Consider the following 19,266-nt stretch of genomic DNA (forward strand, 5'->3'; position numbering starts at 1 on the left):
CCAGTTCCGGGCTATGCCCTACTCGGGTTCCGCCCATCCCATCCCGGGCTCCGCCCCGCCCAGCTCTCGGGCACTGCCCATTCGGGCTCCGCCCGCCCCGCCCACGGCTGAGATTTACTCCCCTCCACCCGCGTGGGGACTCCACCCCACTCTGCCCGCGTTCACCCCACCCCCACCCCCGCCCATGCTCGTGTACGGCGAGCGGCCCGGAGGTGGCTAGGCTGCCTGTCATGAGGGCGAGGCCTGCGGCGGGCGGAGGGAGATGGGTTTCGGTCGGCCCGGAGCGCATTGGGCGCTGGGTTCGGGGGTTCGCCGAAAGGCATGGGGAGCCCCTCGTTGAGGGCGGACCGGAAGTCGTGACGTTGGTCGCGCCCGATGGGTCGGTGGCCGAGTGCCATGTCCCGTTTCCGCCATTGGACAGCGACGGAGACCTGATCGCGGGATTCGTCGCGCACGCGAATCTGCCCAGGCGGGTGGGAGTCCTCCTCGTGCGGCTCGGGGGTTACGCGGCGGGGGTCTTCGAGGGCGACCGGCTGGTCGTCTCGAAGGTGGGAAACCGGCTGGTCCACGGCCGGAGCGCGGCCGGTGGGTGGTCGCAGCAGCGGTTCGCGCGGCGGCGGGAGAAGCAGTCCGCGGAAGCGTTCCAGGCGGCGGCGGACGTGGCCGCGCGGGTGCTGCTTCCGCATGCGGGGGAGCTCGACGCGTTCGTCACCGGCGGGGACCGGAGGGCGGTGGACGAGCTTCGGGGGGATCGGCGGCTGGGGCCGCTGTTCGCGTTGGAGCGTGAGCCTTTTCTCACGGTTCCGGACCCCAAGCTCGCGGTCCTGACCGAGACACCGGGACTATTCCGGGCCGTCCGGATCAGAGTCGTCGACGCTGCCACCTGAACGGGCCTGAGTGGGGGGTGCCGCCCGGAAGGCTGGGCTGCCGATGGCCACACGCGAGGCTGATCGTGGCTCCGGCCTCAGCGGGGGGATGCCGTACCAGCTTGGCGGCGTTTGGGTGAAATATCGCGATATTTACCGAGTCTTGACCTTATTCGTGCGGTCTGGCATCTGATCGGGCCGGAAGTTTCGGGTGGCCTGGGGAGGGATTGGCCCAGTCCGAGGGACAATCCTGGAGCGTTCCGGGTCGAAGGGGCGGCAGCCGTCGGCCGTGAGAGTGGAAGGCCGGTGCGCAACCCCCCTTCCGGGATTTGGGTGATCTTGGGGGAGGGCTCCGATGTGCCCTTACAATTGGCGCATGGGCACTCCCGACTGACCGACCCCCGTCACTGGGTTCCTCTGCCACATCTCACCGGAGTGTTCCACTCATCATGATCATTGCTACTGACGTCGAACTGCGCGCGGGTTCGCGCCTGCTCATCGACAAGGCCACCTTCCGGGTCAACCCCGGCGACAAGATCGGCCTCGTCGGCCGGAACGGGGCCGGCAAGACCACGCTGACCCGGGTGCTCGCGGGCGAGGGCATCCCCGCCGCGGGCTCAGTCAACATTTCTGGAAACGTCGGCTATCTGCCGCAGGACCCGCGCACCGGCGACCTGCAGGTGCTGGCCCGGGACCGCATCCTCTCCGCGCGCGGCCTGGACGAGATCATCCGCGACCTGCGCAAGGCCGAGCTGGGCATGTCCGCCGCCGACGAGCGCGCCCGCGACAAGGCCGTCCGCGCGTACGGCCGCCTGGAGGACCGGCTGCACGTGCTCGGCGGCTACGCGGCCGAGTCCGAGGCCGCCTCCATCGCGTCCAGCCTGGGCCTGCCCGACCGGGTGCTCAAGCAGCCCCTGGAGACCCTCTCCGGCGGTCAGCGGCGACGGGTCGAACTGGCCAGGATTCTGTTCAGCGGAGCGGAGACTCTCCTTCTGGACGAGCCGACAAACCACCTCGATCAGGACTCAATCGGCTGGCTTCGTGATTTTTTACGGTCGCACCAGGGCGGCTTGATCATTATCAGCCACGATGTTGGCCTACTTGAAGCGACGGTAAACCGCGTACTGCACCTGGACGCGAACCGCTGCGTCATCGACACCTACAACGTCGGCTGGAAGGCCTATCTGGCCCAGCGGGAAACCGACGAGAAACGCCGTAAACGCGAGCGCGCCAACGCCGAGAAACAGGCGTCGGTGCTGATGTCGCAGGCCGACAAGATGCGGGCCAAGGCCACCAAGGCCAAGGCCGCGCAGGACATGACACGCCGGGCCGAGCGGCTGCTGTCCGGCCTGGAGACCGAGCGGCGCGCCGACAAGGTGGCCAAGCTGCGCTTCCCGGCCCCCGCGCCGTGCGGGCGCACGCCGCTCACCGCCGTGGAACTGTCCAAGTCGTACGGGTCGCTGGAGGTCTTCACGGACGTGGACGCCGCCGTGGACCGGGGCACCCGGGTGGTCATCCTGGGCCTCAACGGCGCCGGCAAGACCACCCTGCTGCGCATTCTGGGCGGCCTGGAGAAGCCCGACACGGGCGAGGTCCGCCCAGGTCACGGGCTGAAGATCGGCTACTACGCGCAGGAGCACGAGACGCTCGACCCGGGGCGTACCGTGCTGGAGAACATGCGGTCCGCGGGGCCCGACCTGGCCGACGTGGACCTGCGCAAGACGCTCGGGTCCTTCCTGTTCACCGGAGACGACGTGGACAAGCCCGCGGGGGTGTTGTCCGGAGGGGAGAAGACCCGGCTGGCGCTGGCCACTCTGGTTCTTTCAAGCGCCAATGTGCTGTTGCTCGACGAGCCCACCAACAACCTCGATCCGGCTTCCCGGGAACAGGTCTTGTCGGCGTTGCGGTCCTATTCGGGGGCGATTGTGCTAGTCACGCATGATGAGGGGGCTGTTGAGGCCCTGCAACCGGATAGGGTGATCTTGCTACCTGACGGAATCGAAGACGCGTGGAGCGACGAATTTTCCGATCTTGTGGCCCTCGCCTGATCTTAATTTTGGCGGGTACGGATCTTTTCCCTGGGAGTAGGTAGCCGATCCCGCCGAAATGACTGATCATGGCGTGAGTAACGCTGCGGAAGTCTGGCACTACAGGAGGTACTCGTGGCCGAGACTCTGAAGAAGGGCACCCGGGTGACCGGGGCCGACCGTGAAAAACTGGCCAGCGATCTCAAGAAGCGCTATGCCGCGGGTGAGAGCATCCGTGCCCTGGCCGCTTCCACCGGCCGGTCGTACGGGTTCATCCACCGCATCCTCTCCGAGTCCGGCGTGACTCTGCGCGGACGCGGCGGGGCGACCCGAGGCAAGTCCAAGCGCTAGATCCGCCTCACAGTAGCGACCGCAGCCGCTCAATCCCGATTTCCGGAGCGGCCGCGTCCGGGTAGAACTTCGTTCGGTAAGCTCGGGCGCGACCGCAGGGAAGGGGACTCGGGTGACTGTGGACGCCAATCTTGGGGGGAGTGCGGAGACCGTCTCGGCGAGCGAACTCGCGGAGATCGGACTGCGCTACGAGGTGGACGGTGCGATCGCGACGATCACGCTGGACCGGCCGGACAAGCGGAACGCGCAGACGTTCGCGACCTGGTCGGCCCTGGCCCGGATCGGGGAGAACCTCCCGGACCAGGTGCGCATCGTCGTCGTGAGAGGCGAGGGGCCGTCCTTCTCAGCGGGCATCGACCTGCGCATGTTCACGCCGGAGGGGGTGCCCGGGCAGGGCTCGTTCGTCTCGGCCGCGTCTCTCGAGGACAGCGCCTTCGAGAGACGGATAGCGGACGCTCAGCGCGGCTTCCTGTGGCTGCGCCGCCCGGACATCGTCTCCATCGCGGCCGTGCAAGGGCACGCGATCGGCGCGGGTTTCCAGCTGGCTCTCGCCTGCGACCTGCGGGTCGTGGCGGATGACGTGAAATTCTGTATGAAGGAGCCGGCACTCGGGCTGGTTCCCGACCTGACCGGCACCAAGCCGCTGGTCGACCTGGTCGGGCTGTCCCGGGCCATCGAGCTGTGCCTCACCGCGCGCGTCGTCGCAGCCGACGAGGCGGTGCGGCTCGGCCTGGCCGAACTGGCGGTCCCGCCGGGTGAGCTGGCGCAGGCCGTACGGGATCTGACGGGCGCCCTGCTGGCGACCGACCGCGGCGCCGCGACGGCGACCAAGCGGTTGCTGCAGGGCGCGCTGGGGCGGACCCTGGACCAGCAGGCGGTCGCGGAGCGGAGGGAGCAGATCGCCCGCATTAGAACTTTGTTCGGTTCCAGCTGAGGCGGAATCGGCGCGGCGTCCGGCGGGTTGTCTGATTACGTGATTACAACGCTTGGACGAGTATGGCGATGATGGGCGGGGGCTACGGCCCCTCGGTGATGCGGTCCATGCGGCGCGACAGCTCGGTGATGCAGGAACGGCTCAAACCGGGCACGGTTCGCCGCATCGGGAGCTACGCGGGCACGTTCCGCTGGCAGATCGCGGCCTTCCTGGCGTTCGTGATCGTGGACTCCATGATCGTGATCGCCAACCCGCTGCTGGTGAAGGCGATCATCGACACCGGCATCCCGCAGCACCGGGTGGACCTGGTGGTCTGGCTGGCGCTGGCCATCGCCGGCCTGGCCGTGCTGGACGCGCTGCTGAGCATGGGCGAGCGGTGGTTCTCCGCGCGCATCGGCGAGGGCCTGATCTACAACCTGCGCACCGAGGTCTTCGACCACGTGCAGCGCATGCCGGTGGCGTTCTTCATGCGGGCCCAGACCGGCGCGCTGGTGTCCCGGCTCAACTCCGACGTGATCGGCGCCCAGCGGGCCATCACCAGCACCCTCTCGTCCGTGGTGTCCAACGTGATCGGCCTGGTCATCGTGCTGGTCACCATGCTCATCCTGTCCTGGCAGATCACCCTGGTGGCGCTGGCCATGCTGCCCATCTTCGTGATCCCCGCCAAGCTGGTCGGGCGCAGGATGTCCCAGCTGACCCGCGAGCAGATGCAGCTGGACGCCGAGATGGGCTCGGTCATGACCGAGCGCTTCAACGTCGCCGGCGCCATGGTCGCCAAGCTCTACGGCCGCCCCGACGACGACGCGGCCTACTTCAGCCGCCGCGCCAGCCGGGTCCGCGACCTGGGCATCACCGTCGCCATGGCGGGCACCGTCTTCCGGGTCGCGCTCGGCCTGATCGCCGCCCTCGCCACCGCCCTCGTGTACGGCTTCGGCGGCGTCCTGGCCATCGGCGACACCTTCGAACTGGGCACCCTGGTCGCCATGTCCGCCCTCCTGATGCGCCTGTACGGCCCGCTGACCAGCCTCTCCAACGTGCACGTGGACGTGATGACGGCCCTGGTCAGCTTCGACCGGGTCTTCGAGGTGCTGGACCTGAAGCCGATGGTGGCCGAGAAGCCGGACGCGCGCCCGATCCCGCCGGGCCCGGTCACGATCGAGTTCGACGACGTGCGCTTCCGCTACCCGGCCGCCGCCGAGGTCTCGCTGGCCTCCCTGGAGACCGTGGCCAGGCCCGAGACCGGCGAGCCCGCCCAGGTCCTCAACGGCGTCTCCTTCACCGCCCGGCCCGGCGAGCTGGTCGCCCTGGTCGGCCCCTCCGGCGCCGGCAAGACCACCACGACCTCCCTGGTCTCCCGCCTGTACGACGTGACCGAGGGCGCCGTCAGGCTCAACGGCGTGGACGTCCGCGACGCCACCCTGGGCAGCCTGCGGGACACGGTGGGCGTGGTCATGCAGGACGCTCACCTGTTCCACGACACCATCGGCAGCAACCTGCGCTACGCCCGCCCGGACGCGACCGACGAGGAGATCTGGGAGGCGCTGCGGGCGGCCCAGATCGCCGACCTGGTGCACAGCCTGCCCGACGAGCTGGAGACCGTCGTCGGCGACCGGGGCTACCGGCTGTCCGGCGGCGAGAAGCAGCGCCTGGCGCTGGCCCGGCTGCTGCTCAAGGCCCCCGACGTGGTCGTGCTGGACGAGGCCACCGCGCACCTGGACTCCGAGTCCGAGGCGGCCGTGCAGAAGGCGCTCAAGACGGCCCTGCGGGGCCGTACCTCGCTGGTGATCGCGCACCGGCTCTCCACCATCAGGGAGGCCGACACGATCCTGGTCATGCAGGACGGCCGGGTCGCCGAGCGCGGCGGCCACGAGGAACTGCTGGCCGAGGGCGGCCTGTACGCCGAGCTCTACCGCACCCAGTTCACCGGCGCCGCGTGACCGGTCACCGCCGTCACTGCTGGTAGCCCAGGCGTTTGAGCTCCTCCCTGGCCACCTTCTCCACGATCTTGAGGTCGGCCGGGGTGAGGCGGCGCCGCCAGGCGCCGACCTTGGGGGCGCTGGCGCCGTACAGGGCGATGGCGGAGATCTTGGCGTCCAGGAAGGCGGAGACCGTGTCGATGGCGTCGGCGGGGGAGCGGTGCAGGTCCTCGTAGCGCAGGGTGAGCAGCTGCTCGGGCGGCAGCTGCTTGCGCAGGACGGCGCTGAGCCGGATGGCGGCGCGCCAGCGCAGGGCGCTCTTGCCGGCGGTGGCCATCTCCTTCCAGCGGTCCCGGTGGGCCGCCGCGTTCACGCCCAGGAACGGGTTGGGGAACTCGGTGTCCTCGGTCAGCATGTGCGGCTTGAACCAGGCCATCGCGGCCGGGTCGGTGAGCATGTCGGCGACCACGTCCCTGCCGTCCCTGATGAGCTGCACGAACCGGGCGTCGGGGAAGGCCTGGAGCAGCACCGGCGCGCTGTAGAGCAGGTCGGGGCTGGCGTCGCCGAACCGCTCCAGCGTGCCCGAGCCGACCTGCTCCAGCGCGCACGGGCCCGCGCCGCCGTTGCCGATCAGGCCGCCCGCCTCCCGGCACGGCGCCGCGCACTCGCCGCACGCGCCCGGCGTCACCTGCCAGGCCTCGGCCAGTACGTCGCGGAGCACCCGGGGCGCGCCGCCGCTCCTGGCGATGGACGGTTTGCGGGCGAACGCGTAGACCACGCGGGCCACCGGCGCCCGGCCCATCGTGAGATGGAAGCCCGGCGATCGTTTCAGGGCACGCGCGAGCAGGTCCGCGCCGGAGTGCGGGGCGCCGAGCACGAAGACCGGCTGTCGGACCTTTACGCCGTTTACCACGAGAATGTGGGTCGGATGTCGCATAGGTGAGCCCTAGTCTGACACCCTTTGGGGGGTGCACGAACGCACCCCGCCGAGGCTGGCTCCCGGCGATACCGTAGCCCTGGTCGCCCCCTCCGGACCGATCGACGCCGAGCGCCTCTGGCGCGGCCGCCGCGTCCTCACCGATCTGGGGCTGAACGTCGTCCTCGGCTCCCGCATCTTCACCCGCAGGGGCTATCTGGCCGGCCCCGACGTGGCCCGCGCCGCCGACCTCCAGGAGGCCTGGTGCGACACCGAGGTCGCCGCCGTCATCTGCGCCCGCGGCGGGTACGGCGCGAGCCGCCTGCTCGACCTGATCGACTGGGACGCGATGAAGTCGGCCGGGAACAAGATCCTGGTCGGCTCCAGCGACGTCACCGCGCTGCATCTGGCCTTCTCCCGGCGGCTCGGCCTGGCTACCGTGTTCGGCCCGATGCCCGCCTGCGCCACCCTGGGCGACCCGGAGGGTCCTGAGCCGTACTCGCTGGGGCACCTGCACACGACGCTGTTCCACGGGCACACGCCGACGGCCGTGGCGGGTGAGCTGGTCATGTCCCCGGGGCGGGTGGTGGGGCCGATGATCGGCGGAAATCTCACCCTTCTTGCCGCGATGTGCGGAACGCCGTACGAGATGAGGGCGGAAGGGCATATCGTGCTGCTTGAGGATGTCGGGGAGGATCCGTACAGGGTTGACCGCATGCTCACCCAGTTGCTGCAGAACGGGGCGTTCGACGGGGTCAAGGGGTTCGCCCTCGGGTCCTGGGTGGGCTGTGGGAACGTGCTACCGGTCCTGGCGGAACGGCTGCTGCCCCTGGGAGTGCCGATCATCGCGGGGCTCCCGATCGGGCATGGATCACCACAGTTCAGTGTGTGGCTGGGGACAGATGGGGTTATTGATACCGAATCGTGCTCTCTGACGGGCCTCATTAGCGACACGGACAAGGCACCCTGAAGCTGGCTTTCAGCAAGCCTTCTCAACTGAACGCGGAGGGATGGGTGCCTTGGGTCTGTTGCGGCGGCTACGTGGTCGGATCCGGCCCGGCCAGCCCGTGCAGCCAGAGCCCAGAGCAGCCGAGGACGTGGACCTCGACTCGCTGCTCGGGCTCGTCGTGGAGACGATGGGCTACACGTGCGCCTTTGAGAACGACGGCACCTCGCTGCTCATGGGCGACCGCGCCGGGGACGGCTCCGGACCCGTCCGCACCGTCAACCTCGTCGGCCTGCGCCGGGAGGCGGCGCGGCGGTCCCGCGAGGACTGGCCGATGCTGGTCTCCGAGCACCTCTCCCGCGCGATCTCCGGCGAGCCGTTCGACGCCTGCAACCTGCCGCGGATAAAGCCGCTGCTCCGCACCCGCGTGCACGCCGCCGACGACCCCGGCATCCCCGACCCGTCCCGGATCATCGGCCGCCACCTGAGCGCCGACCTGATCGAGGTGCTCACCATCGGCGGGCGCCCGGTCCGGCCGGAGGAGGCCTTCTGCTGGCCGATCCCGCCCGCCGAGGCCCTCGACGTGGCGCTCGCCAACGCCCTCGCCGACGAGCGCCTCACCGCCGAGCACCTCAACCTGGGCGGCGTCAACGTGCGGCTGCTGACCGCGCCCACCGCCGTCGCCCACCTGCGCCGCCTGCCCGCCCCCGCCGACGGCGTGCTGGTCGTGCTCCCGCACGCGGGCGCAATCGCCGTCCACCCGGTCGAGGGCATCGGCGTGGTACGGGCGCTGGAGCGCATGCGCGTCTACGCCCAGCGCGAGTTCGAGGAGCGCCGCGGCGAAGGGCTCAGCCCGCACGTGTACTGGTGGCACCAGGACCGGCTCACCCGCATCCAGGCCGACCTGGTGGCCCAGGACGGCCAGGTCCGCCTGGTGGTCACCCCGCCCGCCGAGTTCGCCCGTTTACTGGCCCGCCTGGCCGGAGGGGCCAACTGAGGGCCTAGCTGAGGGCCTGCGCCGTGTGGATCAGCGGCACGTGGCTGAACGCCTGCGGGAAGTTGCCTGCCAGGCGGCCGTACCGCGGGTCGTACTCCTCGGCGAGCAGGCCGACGTCGTTGCGGAGCGCCAGCAGGCGTTCGAACAGCTCGATCGCCTCCTCCTTGCGCCCGATCCTGGCCTTCGCCTCGGCCAGCCAGAAGCTGCACGCCAGGAACGCGCCCTCGCCGCCGGGCAGGCCGTCCACGCTGTTGGCCTCGGCGATCGGGTAGCGCAGGATGAAGCCGTCGCTGCTCAGCTCGCGCTCCACGGCCTCGATGGTGCCGATCACGCGCGGGTCCTCCGGCGGCAGGAAGCCCACCATCGGGATCAGCAGCAGGGCGGCGTCCAGTTCGCGGGAGCCGTACGACTGGGTGAAGGTGTTGCGGGCGGGGTCGTAGCCCTTGCGCAGGACCTCGGCGTGGATGCGGTCGGCCAGCGCCCGCCACCGGCCGGCCGGGCCCGGCCGGTCCAGCTCCTCGACCAGGCGGACCGCGCGGTCGGCCGCCACCCAGGCCATCACCTTGGAGTGCGTGAAGTGGCGCCGGGGGCCGCGGACCTCCCACAGGCCCTCGTCGGGCTGGTCCCAGCCGGACTCCAGGAAGTCCATCAGCTTGCGGGTCAACTGCCAGGCGTGCGCGTTGGGGGGCAGGCCGTGGCGGCGGGACTGGTAGAGGCAGTTGACCACCTCGCCGTACACGTCCAGCTGGAGCTGGTCGACGGCGCCGTTGCCGATGCGGACCGGGCGGGAGGCCTCGTAGCCGGGCAGCCACTCCAGGGTGGTCTCGGGGAGGCGGCGCTCGCCGGCCACGCCGTACATGATCTGGAGGTCCTGCGGGCGGCCCGCGATGGCCCGCAGCAGCCACTCCCGCCAGGCCCCGGCCTCCTCCAGGTAGCCGGACTGGGTGAGCGCGTCCAGCGTCATCGTGGCGTCGCGCAGCCAGCAGTAGCGGTAGTCCCAGTTGCGCACGCCGCCGATGTCCTCGGGCAGGGAGGTGGTGGGGGCGGCCACGATGCCGCCGGTCGGCGCGTACGTGAGGCCCTTGAGGGTGATCATGGAGCGGACCACGGCGTCCCGCCAGGGCCCGCCGTGGCGGCCGGAGGCGACCCAGGAGGACCAGAACGCCTCGGTCTCGGCGAGCTGGTCGATCGGGTCGATCTCCTCGGGGCGGGGCTGGTGCGAGGGATGCCAGGTGAACACGAAGGTCTGCCGCTCCCCGGCGGAGACCCGGAAGGTGGCCCGGTGCTTGTAGTCGCCGCCCTTCAGCGGGATCGAGGAGTGCACCCAGACCGAGTCGGGCCCGCCGATGGCCTGCAGGTTGCCGTCCAGGCGGCGCACCCACGGCACGATCCTGCCGTAGTCAAACCTGATCCTGATCTCGGTGGACATCTCCACCGTGCCGGACACGCCCTCCACGATCCTGACCAGGTCGGGATTGAGGTGCCGGGGCGGCATGAAGTCGATCACCTTCACCGTCCCGGCCGGGGTGTCCCAGACGCTCTCCAAAACCAGGGTCTCCCCCCGGTACGCCCGGCTGGTGGCCGGGCCGCCCGAACTGGGCCCCAGCCACCAGAAGCCGTGGGACGGATCGCCGAGGAGCCTGGCGAAGCAGGCCGGGGAGTCGAACCGGGGCAGGCACAGCCAGTCGATCGACCCGTTACGGCCGACCAGGGCCGCCGACTGCATGTCCCCGACAAGCGCGTAATCCTCGATCCGCATGCTGGTCACGCTACACGGTGTAACCGCATGAACAGCTGGGTCAACGGGCCGATGGCGGCGGCGAAGACGAGGGTGCCGATGCCGACGGTGCCGCCCAGCAGCCAGCCGGCCACCAGGACGGAGATCTCGATGACGGTGCGGGCCAGGCGGATGGAGAGGCCGGTTCGGTGCAGGCCGGTCATCAGGCCGTCGCGCGGGCCCGGGCCCATGCCGGCTCCGATGTAGAGGGCGGTCGCGAAGGCGACCAGGACCACCGCCGCCAGCAGGTACGCCCAGCGGACCGCCAGATGCGAGGGGGTGGGGGAGAGCCAGATGGTGGCGTCCGCGAACAGGCCGAGGAGGACGATGTTGCTGATCGTGCCCAGGCCGGGCTTCTGGCGCAGCGGGATCCAGAACAGCATCACCAGGGCGCCGACGAGGATGATCCAGGTCCCGATGGACCAGCCGGTCCGCACCGCCAGGCCCTGGTGGAAGACGTCCCAGGGGTCGTTGCCGAGGGTGGACTCGACCTGCAGGCCGATGCCGGTGCCGTACAGGGCGAGGCCGGAGTAGAGGCGGAGCAGGCGGGCGGGGAAGGAGGCGACGGGGATCGAGAGCTCAGTCATAGTGCTGCGATCCTGTCCGGCGGCCTCATGCGGATAAAGGGCCAATTTCGGTGATTGGACTTATATTGGCGGCATGAACTTGAGCGCGGGGCAGCTGGCGCGGCTGGTCGAGGTGCCGGTGGACGCGCGGCCGTACTACCGGGCGCTGGCGGGGGCCGTGCGGGACCGCATCCTGGACGGGCGGCTGCCCGTACGGGTGCGGATGCCCGCCGAGCGGCAGCTGGCCGAGGCGCTCGGGGTGAGCAGGACCACGGTGACCACCGCCTACGACCGGCTGCGCGGGCAGGGCTACCTGGAGAGCCGCCAGGGCGCGGGCAGCTGGACGGCGCTGCCCGACCCGAGCGCCTGCGCGGACAACCCGTGGATCACGTCCGACGACGACGGCCTGGTCCCCCTGCACGCCGCCGCCCCGGCCGCCTCCGGCTACCTCGGCGAGGCGTTCGCGCACGCGGGCGCCAACTACCACCGCTTCACGCTCGGCATGGGGTACGACCCGGTCGGGCTGCCGGAACTGCGCGAGGCCGTCGCCGCCCGCTACACCGCGCGCGGCCTGGCCACCCGGCCCGACCAGATCATCGTCACGACCGGCGCGCAGCAGGCCATCCACCTGCTGATGACGCTCTGCGCGGGATCCGGCGACCCGGTCGTGATGGAGTCCCCGACGTACCCGCACGCCATCGACCTGGCCAGGACGCGTTCGGCCAGGATCGTGCCGGTGGGCGTCCCCGCCGACGGCCGCCACCTGGATCTGCTGGTCAGCGCCGTACGGCAGTCGGGGGCCCGGCTCGCTTATCTGATTCCCGACTTCCAGAACCCGACGGGACACCTGATGGGGGCCGAGGACCGGGCCGCCCTCGTGGCCGCCTGCCGCCGCCACGACGTCACCTTGATCGTGGACGAGACCTGGGCCGAGCTCGCCATCGACGACCTGGAGCAGCCGCCGCCCACGGCCGCCTTCGACACCGACGGCCGGGTGGTCAGCGTCGGCTCCGCGTCCAAGCTGTGGTGGGGCGGGCTCCGCATCGGCTGGGTCAGGGGCACCGCCGCCCTGGCCCGCCGCCTGGCCGTGCAGCGGGCCCCCGTGGACATCGCCAGCGCCCTGTTCGAGCAGCTCGCCGTGGCCCGCCTGTTCGACCGCGTGGAGGAGACCCGCGCCGAGCGGCGGCGCACCCTCGCCGCCTCCCGGGCGGCCCTGGTGGACGTGCTCCGCCGCGAGGTCCCCGAATGGAGCTTCCGCGTCCCGTCCGGCGGCGGCTCGCTCTGGGTACGGCTCGGCGCGCCCATCGCCACACCGCTCTCCGAGGCGGCCGCCGCCGCGGGCGTACGGCTCGCGCCTGGCCCCTGGTTCGGCATCGACGGAACCCTGGAAAACCACCTGCGCCTGCCGTTCACCCAGCCGCCCGAGGTGCTCGTGGACGCGGTGCGCCGGGTCGCCGCGGCCAGGGGAACGGCCGGACGGCGCCCCCGCGCCTCGCTCATTCCGGCGTTGTGACGCCCCTGGCCAGCGGCGCCCGCCAGGAGTAGCGCATCGCCAGCAGCCGCAGCGTGAAGGCGAGCAGGGCGGCCGCCAGGGTGGCCGCGAAGTCGTGCACGCCCAGCCGGGACAGCACCGCCATCACGGTCGCGCCCAGCATGGCCGGTACGGCGTACAGCTGCCGGTCGTACAGGAGGGCGGGAGTCTCGCCGGAGAGCAGGTCGCGCAGGATGCCGCCGCCCACGGCGGTGCAGACGCCGAGCATCACCGCGTGCGGCGCGGACAATCCGAACAGCAGCGCCTTCTCGGTGCCCACCGCGCAGAACAGCCCCAGCCCCGCCGCGTCGAACACCAGCACGCCGGGCATCAGCCGGGTCACCTGCGGATGCCAGAAGAACACCACCGCCGTCGCCGCCACCGGCACCACCAGGTAGCCCACGTCGCGGAAGGCGGCGGGCTGGATGCCGATGAACAGGTCCCGCAGGATGCCCCCGCCGACGGCCGTGAAGAACGCCAGCACCGCCATGCCGACCACGTCCAGCCGCTTCCTGACGCCCTGCAGCGCTCCGGAGATGGCGAAGACGAAGATCCCCGCCAGATCGAGTACGGAGGTCATGGCATCGGGAGGCCTCTCTCGTGACGCCGCTGGGACATGGAGCAGTCCGGAGTTTAGCCAGGCGGCGCATGCGGTTCGAACGCGCGTGCGGCGGCTCGGGAGAAATGACTTCGGTGGGGGCTCCCGGCCGTACATGCTCGGTGAATTGGGGGCTTGTCAGGGATTGCTTACACATGATGCGATGCAGGCCACCTGTACGAAATAACGGAGGCGCGGAATGGCGAATCCTCAGGTCCTTGAGGAGCGCGCGGCGATCGAGCGGGACATCGCCGGCCGGACCATTTGTCAGCAGCTCGCGGAGACGGCCGAGCGGTATCCCGACTCGCCCGCCTACTCCGATCCGGTGGAGGGCGGCTGGTCCACCCTGACCTTCGCCGAAGCCCGGCAGCGGGTCCTGGAGATCGCGGCGGGGTTCGCGGCCCTCGGCCTCCAGCCCGGCGACGCGGTCGCCCTGATGATGGTCAACCGCAGCGAGCACGTGCTGGCGGACCTGGGCGCCGTGCACGCGGGCGCGGTGCCGGTCTCGGTCTACAGCACGTTCGCGCCGGACCAGGTCTCCTTCGTGGCGCAGAACGTGGGCGCGAAGATCGTCGTGCTGGGCGGCACGGCCGAGTTAGCCCGCTGGGAGCCGATCCTGGCCGAGCTGCCCCAGCTCACGAAGATCATCATGCTGGAGGGCGCCACCGGCGACCAGCTGTCCTGGGCCGACTTCCTGGCCCTCGGCGCCGACGCCCTGGCCGCCGACCCCGGCGCGGCCGAGGAGCGGTGGCGCGCGGTCGGCCCCGACGACACCCTGACCGTCCTCTACACGTCCGGGACCACCGGCATGCCCAAGGGCGTGCCGCTGACCCACCGCAACGTGCTGTTCGAGGTGGCCGCCACCGACCGCATGACCTCGCTGCCCACCCAGGGCACCCAGATCTCCTACCTCACCTACGCGCACATCGCCGAGCGGGCCCTGTCCCTCTACCTGCCACTGTTCAAGATCTCGCACGTGCACTTCTGCACCGACCTGGCCAACCTGGGCGCGACCCTGGGCGCGGTCAAGCCGGTCATGTTCTTCGGCGTGCCCCGGGTCTGGGAGAAGATGATGGCCCGGCTCCAGGCGCTGCTGGCCACCCAGCCGGAGGAGCAGCAGGAGAAGGTGCGCGCCGCGATGGCCGCCGGCCTGGCGTACGTGGAGGCGGGCCAGCACGGCGCGACCGTCACCCCCGAGATCCAGGCCGCGTACGAGCAGGCCGACGCCGCGCTGCTGGCCATCATCCGCATGATGATCGGCTTCGAGAACGCGGGCTGGCTGGCCACCGCCGCCGCCCCGATGCCCCTGGAGGTCCAGCGCTTCTTCGCCGGCCTCGGCCTCAAGGTCCTCGACGTGTACGGCATGACCGAGACCACCGGCGCCTTCACCGCCAACAGCCCCCACAGCTACCGCCTGGGCACGGTCGGCCGGGCCGAACCCGGCGTCGAGGTGCGCATCGCCGAGGACGGCGAGATCCTCACCCGCAGCCCGCTCAACACCCGGGGCTACCTCAACCGGCCCGAGGCCACCGCCGAGCTCATCGACGAGGACGGCTGGCTGCACACCGGCGACGTGGGCTCCATCGACGAGGACGGCTTCGTCCGGATCGTGGACCGCAAGAAGGAGCTCATCATCACCGCCGGCGGCGAGAACATCTCCCCCGCCAACATCGAGAACTACCTCAAGGAGCACCCCCTCATCGGCCAGGCCCTCGCGTACGGCGACGGCCGTCCGTACCCGGTGGCCGTGCTCACCCTGGACGGCGAGGTGGCCCCCGGCTGGGCGCAGGCCAACGGGATCGCGTTCGAGTCGCTCGCGGACCTGGCCGAGCACCCCGACGTGCTCAAGGCCGTGGAGGCGGCCATCGAGACGGCCAACGAGAAGCTGGCCCGGGTGCAGCAGGTGAAGCGGTGGCGGCTGCTGCCGGTCGAGTGGACGGCGGAGACCGAGGAGCTCACCCCGAGCCTGAAGCTCAAGCGCCGGGTGATCCACGCCAAGTACGCGGAGATCATCGACAGCATGTACCAGGACTGACCAACCGGGACGCCACGCGCGTCCCGGACAGGGCCGCCCCCCGTCGGGCGGCCCTGTTTGTTTGCCATTCGGGGCGTGTGTCGGGTCCGCTCGCATTGCCGTGCGCTCCCTAGCGTTCTGCGCCATGACGAGACGAATGCTCGCGACGCTGACCGCCGTCGTGACGCTCGCCTGGCCCGTGGTCCCCGCCCACGCCAGCGAGCCGGAGCTGGCGATCAGGTCCATCAATCTGCGGCCGGAGGCGCCGGTGGTCCGGGCCACCGGGTCGGTGCGGCTGGTCATCGACGTGGTGGCCAAGGGGGCGCACGGCACGCGGGGCGTGACCGTGCTGGTCGAGCCGGGACGCCCGCCCGCCGGGGCGAGACCGCTGACGCCGGGCGTGCCCGTGCGACCGGCCCAGCCGGTGAAACCGCCGGCGCAACCGGCCCAGCCCGCCGAGCCGGCCCAGCCCGCCGAGCCGGCCCAGCCCGCCGAGCCGGCCCAGCCGGCCGAGCCCGCGCAGCCCGCGCTACCGGCCGAGCCCGCGGAACCCGCGGAGATCGGGGACGCCGAGACCGCGCAGCCGCCCGTGCAGCCGCCCGTGCAGCCGCCGGTCGTGGTGCCCGCGATCGCGGCCGGGACGGGGACCCTGGTCCGGCCGCCGGTGGGGTTCCACCGGTTCCGGCTGGCCGAGACCGGGTGGGAGACGTGGCGGTTCAACCCGGAGGTCGGGCTGTCGCGCTGGTATCCGAGCGGTGTGTGGACGATCCGGGCCACCGCCGTGGATCAGGAGGGCAACGAGGTCAAGGCGTACACGACGTTCAACCTGCGGCGGGAGACGACGCTGGAGGGCGTGTCGGTGAGCGAGAAGAAGCGGGTCCGGGTGTCGGGCACACTGCGGCGGCTCGACCCGTACGGGCTGGTGGGTCACCGGCCGTTCGCCAAGCAGCGGCTGCTCATCAAGTTCCGGGAGGGCGAGGGGGAGTGGCGGACCGTCGGGTCGGCCAGGACCCGGAAGGACGGATGGTTCGACCAGCGGGTGCCGAAGGCCGGAAACGGCGTTTACCGGGTCGAATTCGCCCCTACCACGCACTATGCGGGAGACCTCAGCCCGGTACGGCGGCCACGGCGTAATTAGACGCACGAAGGGCCGGTTCCGTTGCCAGATCGTGATCAGTTTTTTGGTGTCTTGAACGCAACTTTTCCCTGACTTGACGCGTCTATGTCGTAGGCGCGATCTACCTCAGATCGCGTGTGTAACGGGGAGAGGAAGCACCCTCTATGGTCAGACGAATGGCAACCGCCTTAGTGGCGGCCGCCGTGAGCGCCTCGGTGCTCGCGGTGGCGGGGCCCGCGTACGCGGACCCCGGCCCGAACGAAGGGCACCATCCCGGGCCCGACCCTAAGATCACGAGCATCGTGGTCAACCCCAACCAGGTGGTGCTCAAGCACCGCCACGACTCGGAGACCGTCTCGGTCACCGTCAGGGGTGTGGACCTCAAGTCCGCACAGGTCTACTTCGTACCCAAGGGGCACCATTGGGACGGCGGCGGCCACGGCGACGGCGACCACGGCGGCAACGGGCCGTGGGGCAAGAAGGATGACGAGAAGACGCCGGCCCCGGAGTACAAGCCGATCTGGTTCTCGGAGAACTTCTCCAAGACCATCGGCTGGAAGGACGCGGTCGGCTCGTGGAGCGTGCGCGTCGTCGCCTGGGGCGTCGACGGCCGGAAGGTCTTCGGCGACAGCTCGTTCTTCGTCAAGCACCACACCTGGACTCCGCCGAAGAGTCCGAAGGCGACCCGGTTCGTGGGCTTCGACGCAAGCCCTGAGCCGGTCAAGCAGGGCCGCAAGCTGTCCCTGCAGGGTCGTCTTCAGGTCGCCCAGTGCTACGGCGACCACTACTACAAGTACGACCGGGCGCGCGTCGAACTCGACGGCTACCCCAGCGCCGACAACTGCTACGAGAGCCGCAAGTACTGGCACGGCTGGTACCGGCTCGGCTGGCAGGACATCGACGTCTACTTCCTGCCCAAGGGCTCGCACAAGTGGCGCTACGTCGACACGATCGAGACCAACCCTGACGGCACGTTCTACACGAAGGTCAAGGCCCTCAAGTCTGGCACTTGGGGCGTCCGCTTCGAGGGCACCCGCGACCTCGCGGGCTCCGAGGCGTACGACTACGTGAAGGTCGTCAAGAAGTAGGCGTCGCGTATCGGATCGCGTATCGGTCAGTAGTTCTGGCACAGGACGGCCCGGTCTCCTTCGGGAGGCCGGGCCTTCCTGCGTGCTGGGGATCAAGCCAGCATGGCGACGGCGCCCCGGAAGACGGCCGGCAGGGCGTGGGCGGCCGGGACGATGAGCCGGGCCGTCGGCCGGGCGTTGCGGGCCGCCAGGAGCGCCGCGGTCAGCGAGCGATGCCTGACCGACAGGCGCCGCCAGCGGCCCTCGTAGGCGCCGTGCCTGCCCTCGGTCAGGCAGCGGACCAGCGCGTCGGCCGACCGGAGGGCGAGCGAGAGGCCCTCCCCGGTCAGGGCGTCCACGTAGCCGGCGGCGTCGCCGACCAGCAGCACCCGCCCGGCCACCCGTGCCGCGGCCCGCTGCCGCAGCGGCCCCGCGCCGCGGACCGGGGTGGCGGCCCTGCCGTCCAGCCGGGCGGACAGGGCGGGGAACTCGGCCAGATGCTCGTGGTACGGCCGGCGGAGCGCGCTCAGCACGGCCACCCCCACCAGGTTCGGCCCCACCGGCGTGACGTACGCCTCGCCGCCGGGCGCCCAGTGCACTTCGACGAAGTCGCTCCACGGTTCGACGGCGTAGTGGCGGCGCAGCCCGTACCGGCGGATTCCGGGGACCGGGCGGGACAGGCCGGTCATGGTCCTGACGGGGGAGTGCAGGCCGTCGGCGGCGACCAGCCAGCGGGCGGCCAGCCCCGCGGCGGCCACGTGGCCGGGGAACTGGCGCACCGCGTCGACCCGGCCGGGCAGCAGGCCGACGCCGAGGCCGGCCGCCCGCGCGGCCAGGGCGGCGTGCAGGGCGGTCCGCCGCACCCCGAGTCCCTCGCGCCCGCCGGGGAACTCGGCGGCGACGTCGCGGCGGCCGTCCAGGTAGCGGATGCCGCGCAGCGGGTGGCCGTCCACGGTGACGCCGAGGGCGGCCAGTTCCTCCGCGCCGGTCGGCATCAGGCCCTCCCCGCACGCCTTGTCGATCGGCCCGGTACGCGGCTCCACCACCACCGCGGTCAGCCCGGCCAGCCTGGCCCGGATGGCGGTGGCCAGCCCCGCGGGCCCGCCGCCCGCGACCAGGACGTCGATCACGTCGCGGCGAGGCGCAGCGCGGCCTCCTCGCACCTGATCCTGACCACCATCAGCGCCGCGTTGAGCACGGTGAACACCAGCGCCGTCACCCAGGCCGTGTGCACCAGCGGCAGCGCCGCCCCCTCCACGGCCACGGCCACGTAGTTGGGATGCCGCACCCACCGGTACGGCCCGCCCGTGACCAGCGGCAACCCCGGCACGACGATCACCCGCGTGTTCCACTGGGGCCCCAGCGTCCTGATGCACCACCAGCGCAGCCCCTGCGCCGCGACGACCAGCGCCAGCATCGGCCAGCCCAGCCACGGCACGAACGGCCGGTCGGCGAGAGCCACCTCGGCCAGGCAGCCCGCCAGCAGGCTCGTGTGCAGGGCGACCATCCACGGGTAGTGCCCCTGGCCGGACACGATCGCGCCGCGGGCCCGGCTCCAGCGTTCGTTGCGGGTCGCCACGACCAGCTCGGCGATCCGCTCCACTCCGACGGCGAGGATCAGCAGTGTGTACCACATGCCGCCA

At 71.2% G+C, this 19,266-nt stretch carries 17 protein-coding genes; 11 read left to right on the forward strand and 6 right to left on the reverse strand.

The features are described from left to right. Positions 1–230 precede the first annotated feature (230 nt). The 5 genes from Aph01nite_RS14890 to Aph01nite_RS14910 all read left to right on the forward strand — a co-directional run bounded on the left by Aph01nite_RS14890 (position 231) and on the right by Aph01nite_RS14910 (position 6,115). Positions 231–887 carry an acVLRF1 family peptidyl-tRNA hydrolase gene (locus Aph01nite_RS14890; protein WP_204041456.1) on the forward strand — a complete coding sequence of 219 codons (657 nt, stop codon included), beginning with the start codon at positions 231–233 and terminating at the stop codon, positions 885–887. A 428-nt stretch (positions 888–1,315) separates the two neighbouring features. Beyond that, positions 1,316–2,914, forward strand: coding sequence for an ABC-F family ATP-binding cassette domain-containing protein (locus tag Aph01nite_RS14895; protein ID WP_204041457.1), 1,599 nt, complete (start codon positions 1,316–1,318; stop codon positions 2,912–2,914). A 114-nt stretch (positions 2,915–3,028) separates the two neighbouring features. Then, a complete protein-coding gene (locus tag Aph01nite_RS14900; RefSeq protein ID WP_155336977.1) occupies positions 3,029–3,244 on the forward strand; it encodes a helix-turn-helix domain-containing protein in 216 nt (71 codons plus the stop codon). Between the two features lie 112 nt (positions 3,245–3,356). After that, a complete protein-coding gene (locus tag Aph01nite_RS14905; RefSeq protein ID WP_373872298.1) occupies positions 3,357–4,178 on the forward strand; it encodes an enoyl-CoA hydratase/isomerase family protein in 822 nt (273 codons plus the stop codon). Between the two features lie 62 nt (positions 4,179–4,240). Further along, complete coding sequence (locus Aph01nite_RS14910) at positions 4,241–6,115, forward strand: ABC transporter ATP-binding protein (RefSeq protein WP_204041458.1); 1,875 nt, start codon at positions 4,241–4,243, stop codon at positions 6,113–6,115. Positions 6,116–6,128: 13 nt separating this feature from the next. On the opposite strand, the gene Aph01nite_RS14915 is transcribed toward Aph01nite_RS14910, so the two are convergent. Continuing rightward, positions 6,129–7,031, reverse strand: a complete 903-nt coding sequence (locus tag Aph01nite_RS14915; RefSeq protein WP_204041459.1) for a sulfotransferase family protein — start codon at positions 7,029–7,031, stop codon at positions 6,129–6,131. A 31-nt stretch (positions 7,032–7,062) separates the two neighbouring features. Between Aph01nite_RS14915 and Aph01nite_RS14920 the strand changes: the two genes are divergently transcribed. Together Aph01nite_RS14920 and Aph01nite_RS14925 are read left to right on the forward strand one after the other, a co-directional pair. After that, positions 7,063–7,980: a S66 peptidase family protein gene (locus Aph01nite_RS14920; protein ID WP_204041460.1), complete on the forward strand. Its 918-nt coding sequence runs from the start codon at positions 7,063–7,065 to the stop codon at positions 7,978–7,980. A 49-nt stretch (positions 7,981–8,029) separates the two neighbouring features. Continuing rightward, on the forward strand, positions 8,030–8,953 hold the full coding sequence (locus Aph01nite_RS14925; protein WP_239161701.1) for a hypothetical protein: 924 nt from the start codon (positions 8,030–8,032) through the stop codon (positions 8,951–8,953). 4 nt (positions 8,954–8,957) lie between these two features. On the opposite strand, the gene Aph01nite_RS14930 is transcribed toward Aph01nite_RS14925, so the two are convergent. After that, the gene (locus tag Aph01nite_RS14930) at positions 8,958–10,712 is read right to left on the reverse strand and encodes a glycoside hydrolase family 15 protein (protein WP_204041461.1); all 1,755 of its coding nucleotides are present in this window, start codon (positions 10,710–10,712) and stop codon (positions 8,958–8,960) included. 5 nt (positions 10,713–10,717) lie between these two features. Next, positions 10,718–11,317, reverse strand: a complete 600-nt coding sequence (gene yczE / locus Aph01nite_RS14935) for a membrane protein YczE (protein WP_204041462.1) — start codon at positions 11,315–11,317, stop codon at positions 10,718–10,720. A gap of 73 nt (positions 11,318–11,390) precedes the next feature. Here yczE and yczR point away from each other — a divergent pair, with 73 nt between their 5' ends. Further along, positions 11,391–12,809: a MocR-like transcription factor YczR gene (gene yczR / locus Aph01nite_RS14940; RefSeq protein WP_204041463.1), complete on the forward strand. Its 1,419-nt coding sequence runs from the start codon at positions 11,391–11,393 to the stop codon at positions 12,807–12,809. Here yczR and Aph01nite_RS14945 read toward each other — a convergent pair. After that, a complete protein-coding gene (locus Aph01nite_RS14945; protein WP_204041464.1) occupies positions 12,793–13,407 on the reverse strand; it encodes a trimeric intracellular cation channel family protein in 615 nt (204 codons plus the stop codon). The genes yczR and Aph01nite_RS14945 overlap by 17 nt on opposite strands. A gap of 217 nt (positions 13,408–13,624) precedes the next feature. On the opposite strand from Aph01nite_RS14945, the gene Aph01nite_RS14950 reads away from it, so the two are divergent. The 3 genes from Aph01nite_RS14950 (at position 13,625) to Aph01nite_RS14960 (ending at position 17,644) form a co-directional block, all read left to right on the forward strand. Next, entirely contained in the window at positions 13,625–15,460 is a 1,836-nt protein-coding gene (locus Aph01nite_RS14950) for an AMP-dependent synthetase/ligase (protein ID WP_204041465.1), read from the forward strand. Positions 15,461–15,584: 124 nt separating this feature from the next. Then, the gene (locus Aph01nite_RS14955; protein ID WP_204041466.1) at positions 15,585–16,577 is read left to right on the forward strand and encodes a hypothetical protein; all 993 of its coding nucleotides are present in this window, start codon (positions 15,585–15,587) and stop codon (positions 16,575–16,577) included. A gap of 155 nt (positions 16,578–16,732) precedes the next feature. Beyond that, positions 16,733–17,644, forward strand: coding sequence for a hypothetical protein (locus tag Aph01nite_RS14960; RefSeq protein ID WP_204041467.1), 912 nt, complete (start codon positions 16,733–16,735; stop codon positions 17,642–17,644). A 92-nt stretch (positions 17,645–17,736) separates the two neighbouring features. Here the strand turns inward: Aph01nite_RS14960 and Aph01nite_RS14965 are convergent, their stop codons facing one another. Together Aph01nite_RS14965 and Aph01nite_RS14970 are read right to left on the reverse strand one after the other, a co-directional pair. After that, the gene (locus Aph01nite_RS14965) at positions 17,737–18,753 is read right to left on the reverse strand and encodes an NAD(P)/FAD-dependent oxidoreductase (RefSeq protein ID WP_204041468.1); all 1,017 of its coding nucleotides are present in this window, start codon (positions 18,751–18,753) and stop codon (positions 17,737–17,739) included. Beyond that, a complete protein-coding gene (locus Aph01nite_RS14970) occupies positions 18,750–19,259 on the reverse strand; it encodes an isoprenylcysteine carboxyl methyltransferase family protein (protein WP_204041469.1) in 510 nt (169 codons plus the stop codon). The genes Aph01nite_RS14965 and Aph01nite_RS14970 overlap by 4 nt, the downstream gene beginning before the upstream one ends. Positions 19,260–19,266: the final 7 nt, after the last annotated feature.

This window comes from Acrocarpospora phusangensis, from assembly GCF_016862995.1.
Taxonomy (GTDB): Bacteria; Actinomycetota; Actinomycetes; order Streptosporangiales; family Streptosporangiaceae; genus Acrocarpospora; species Acrocarpospora phusangensis.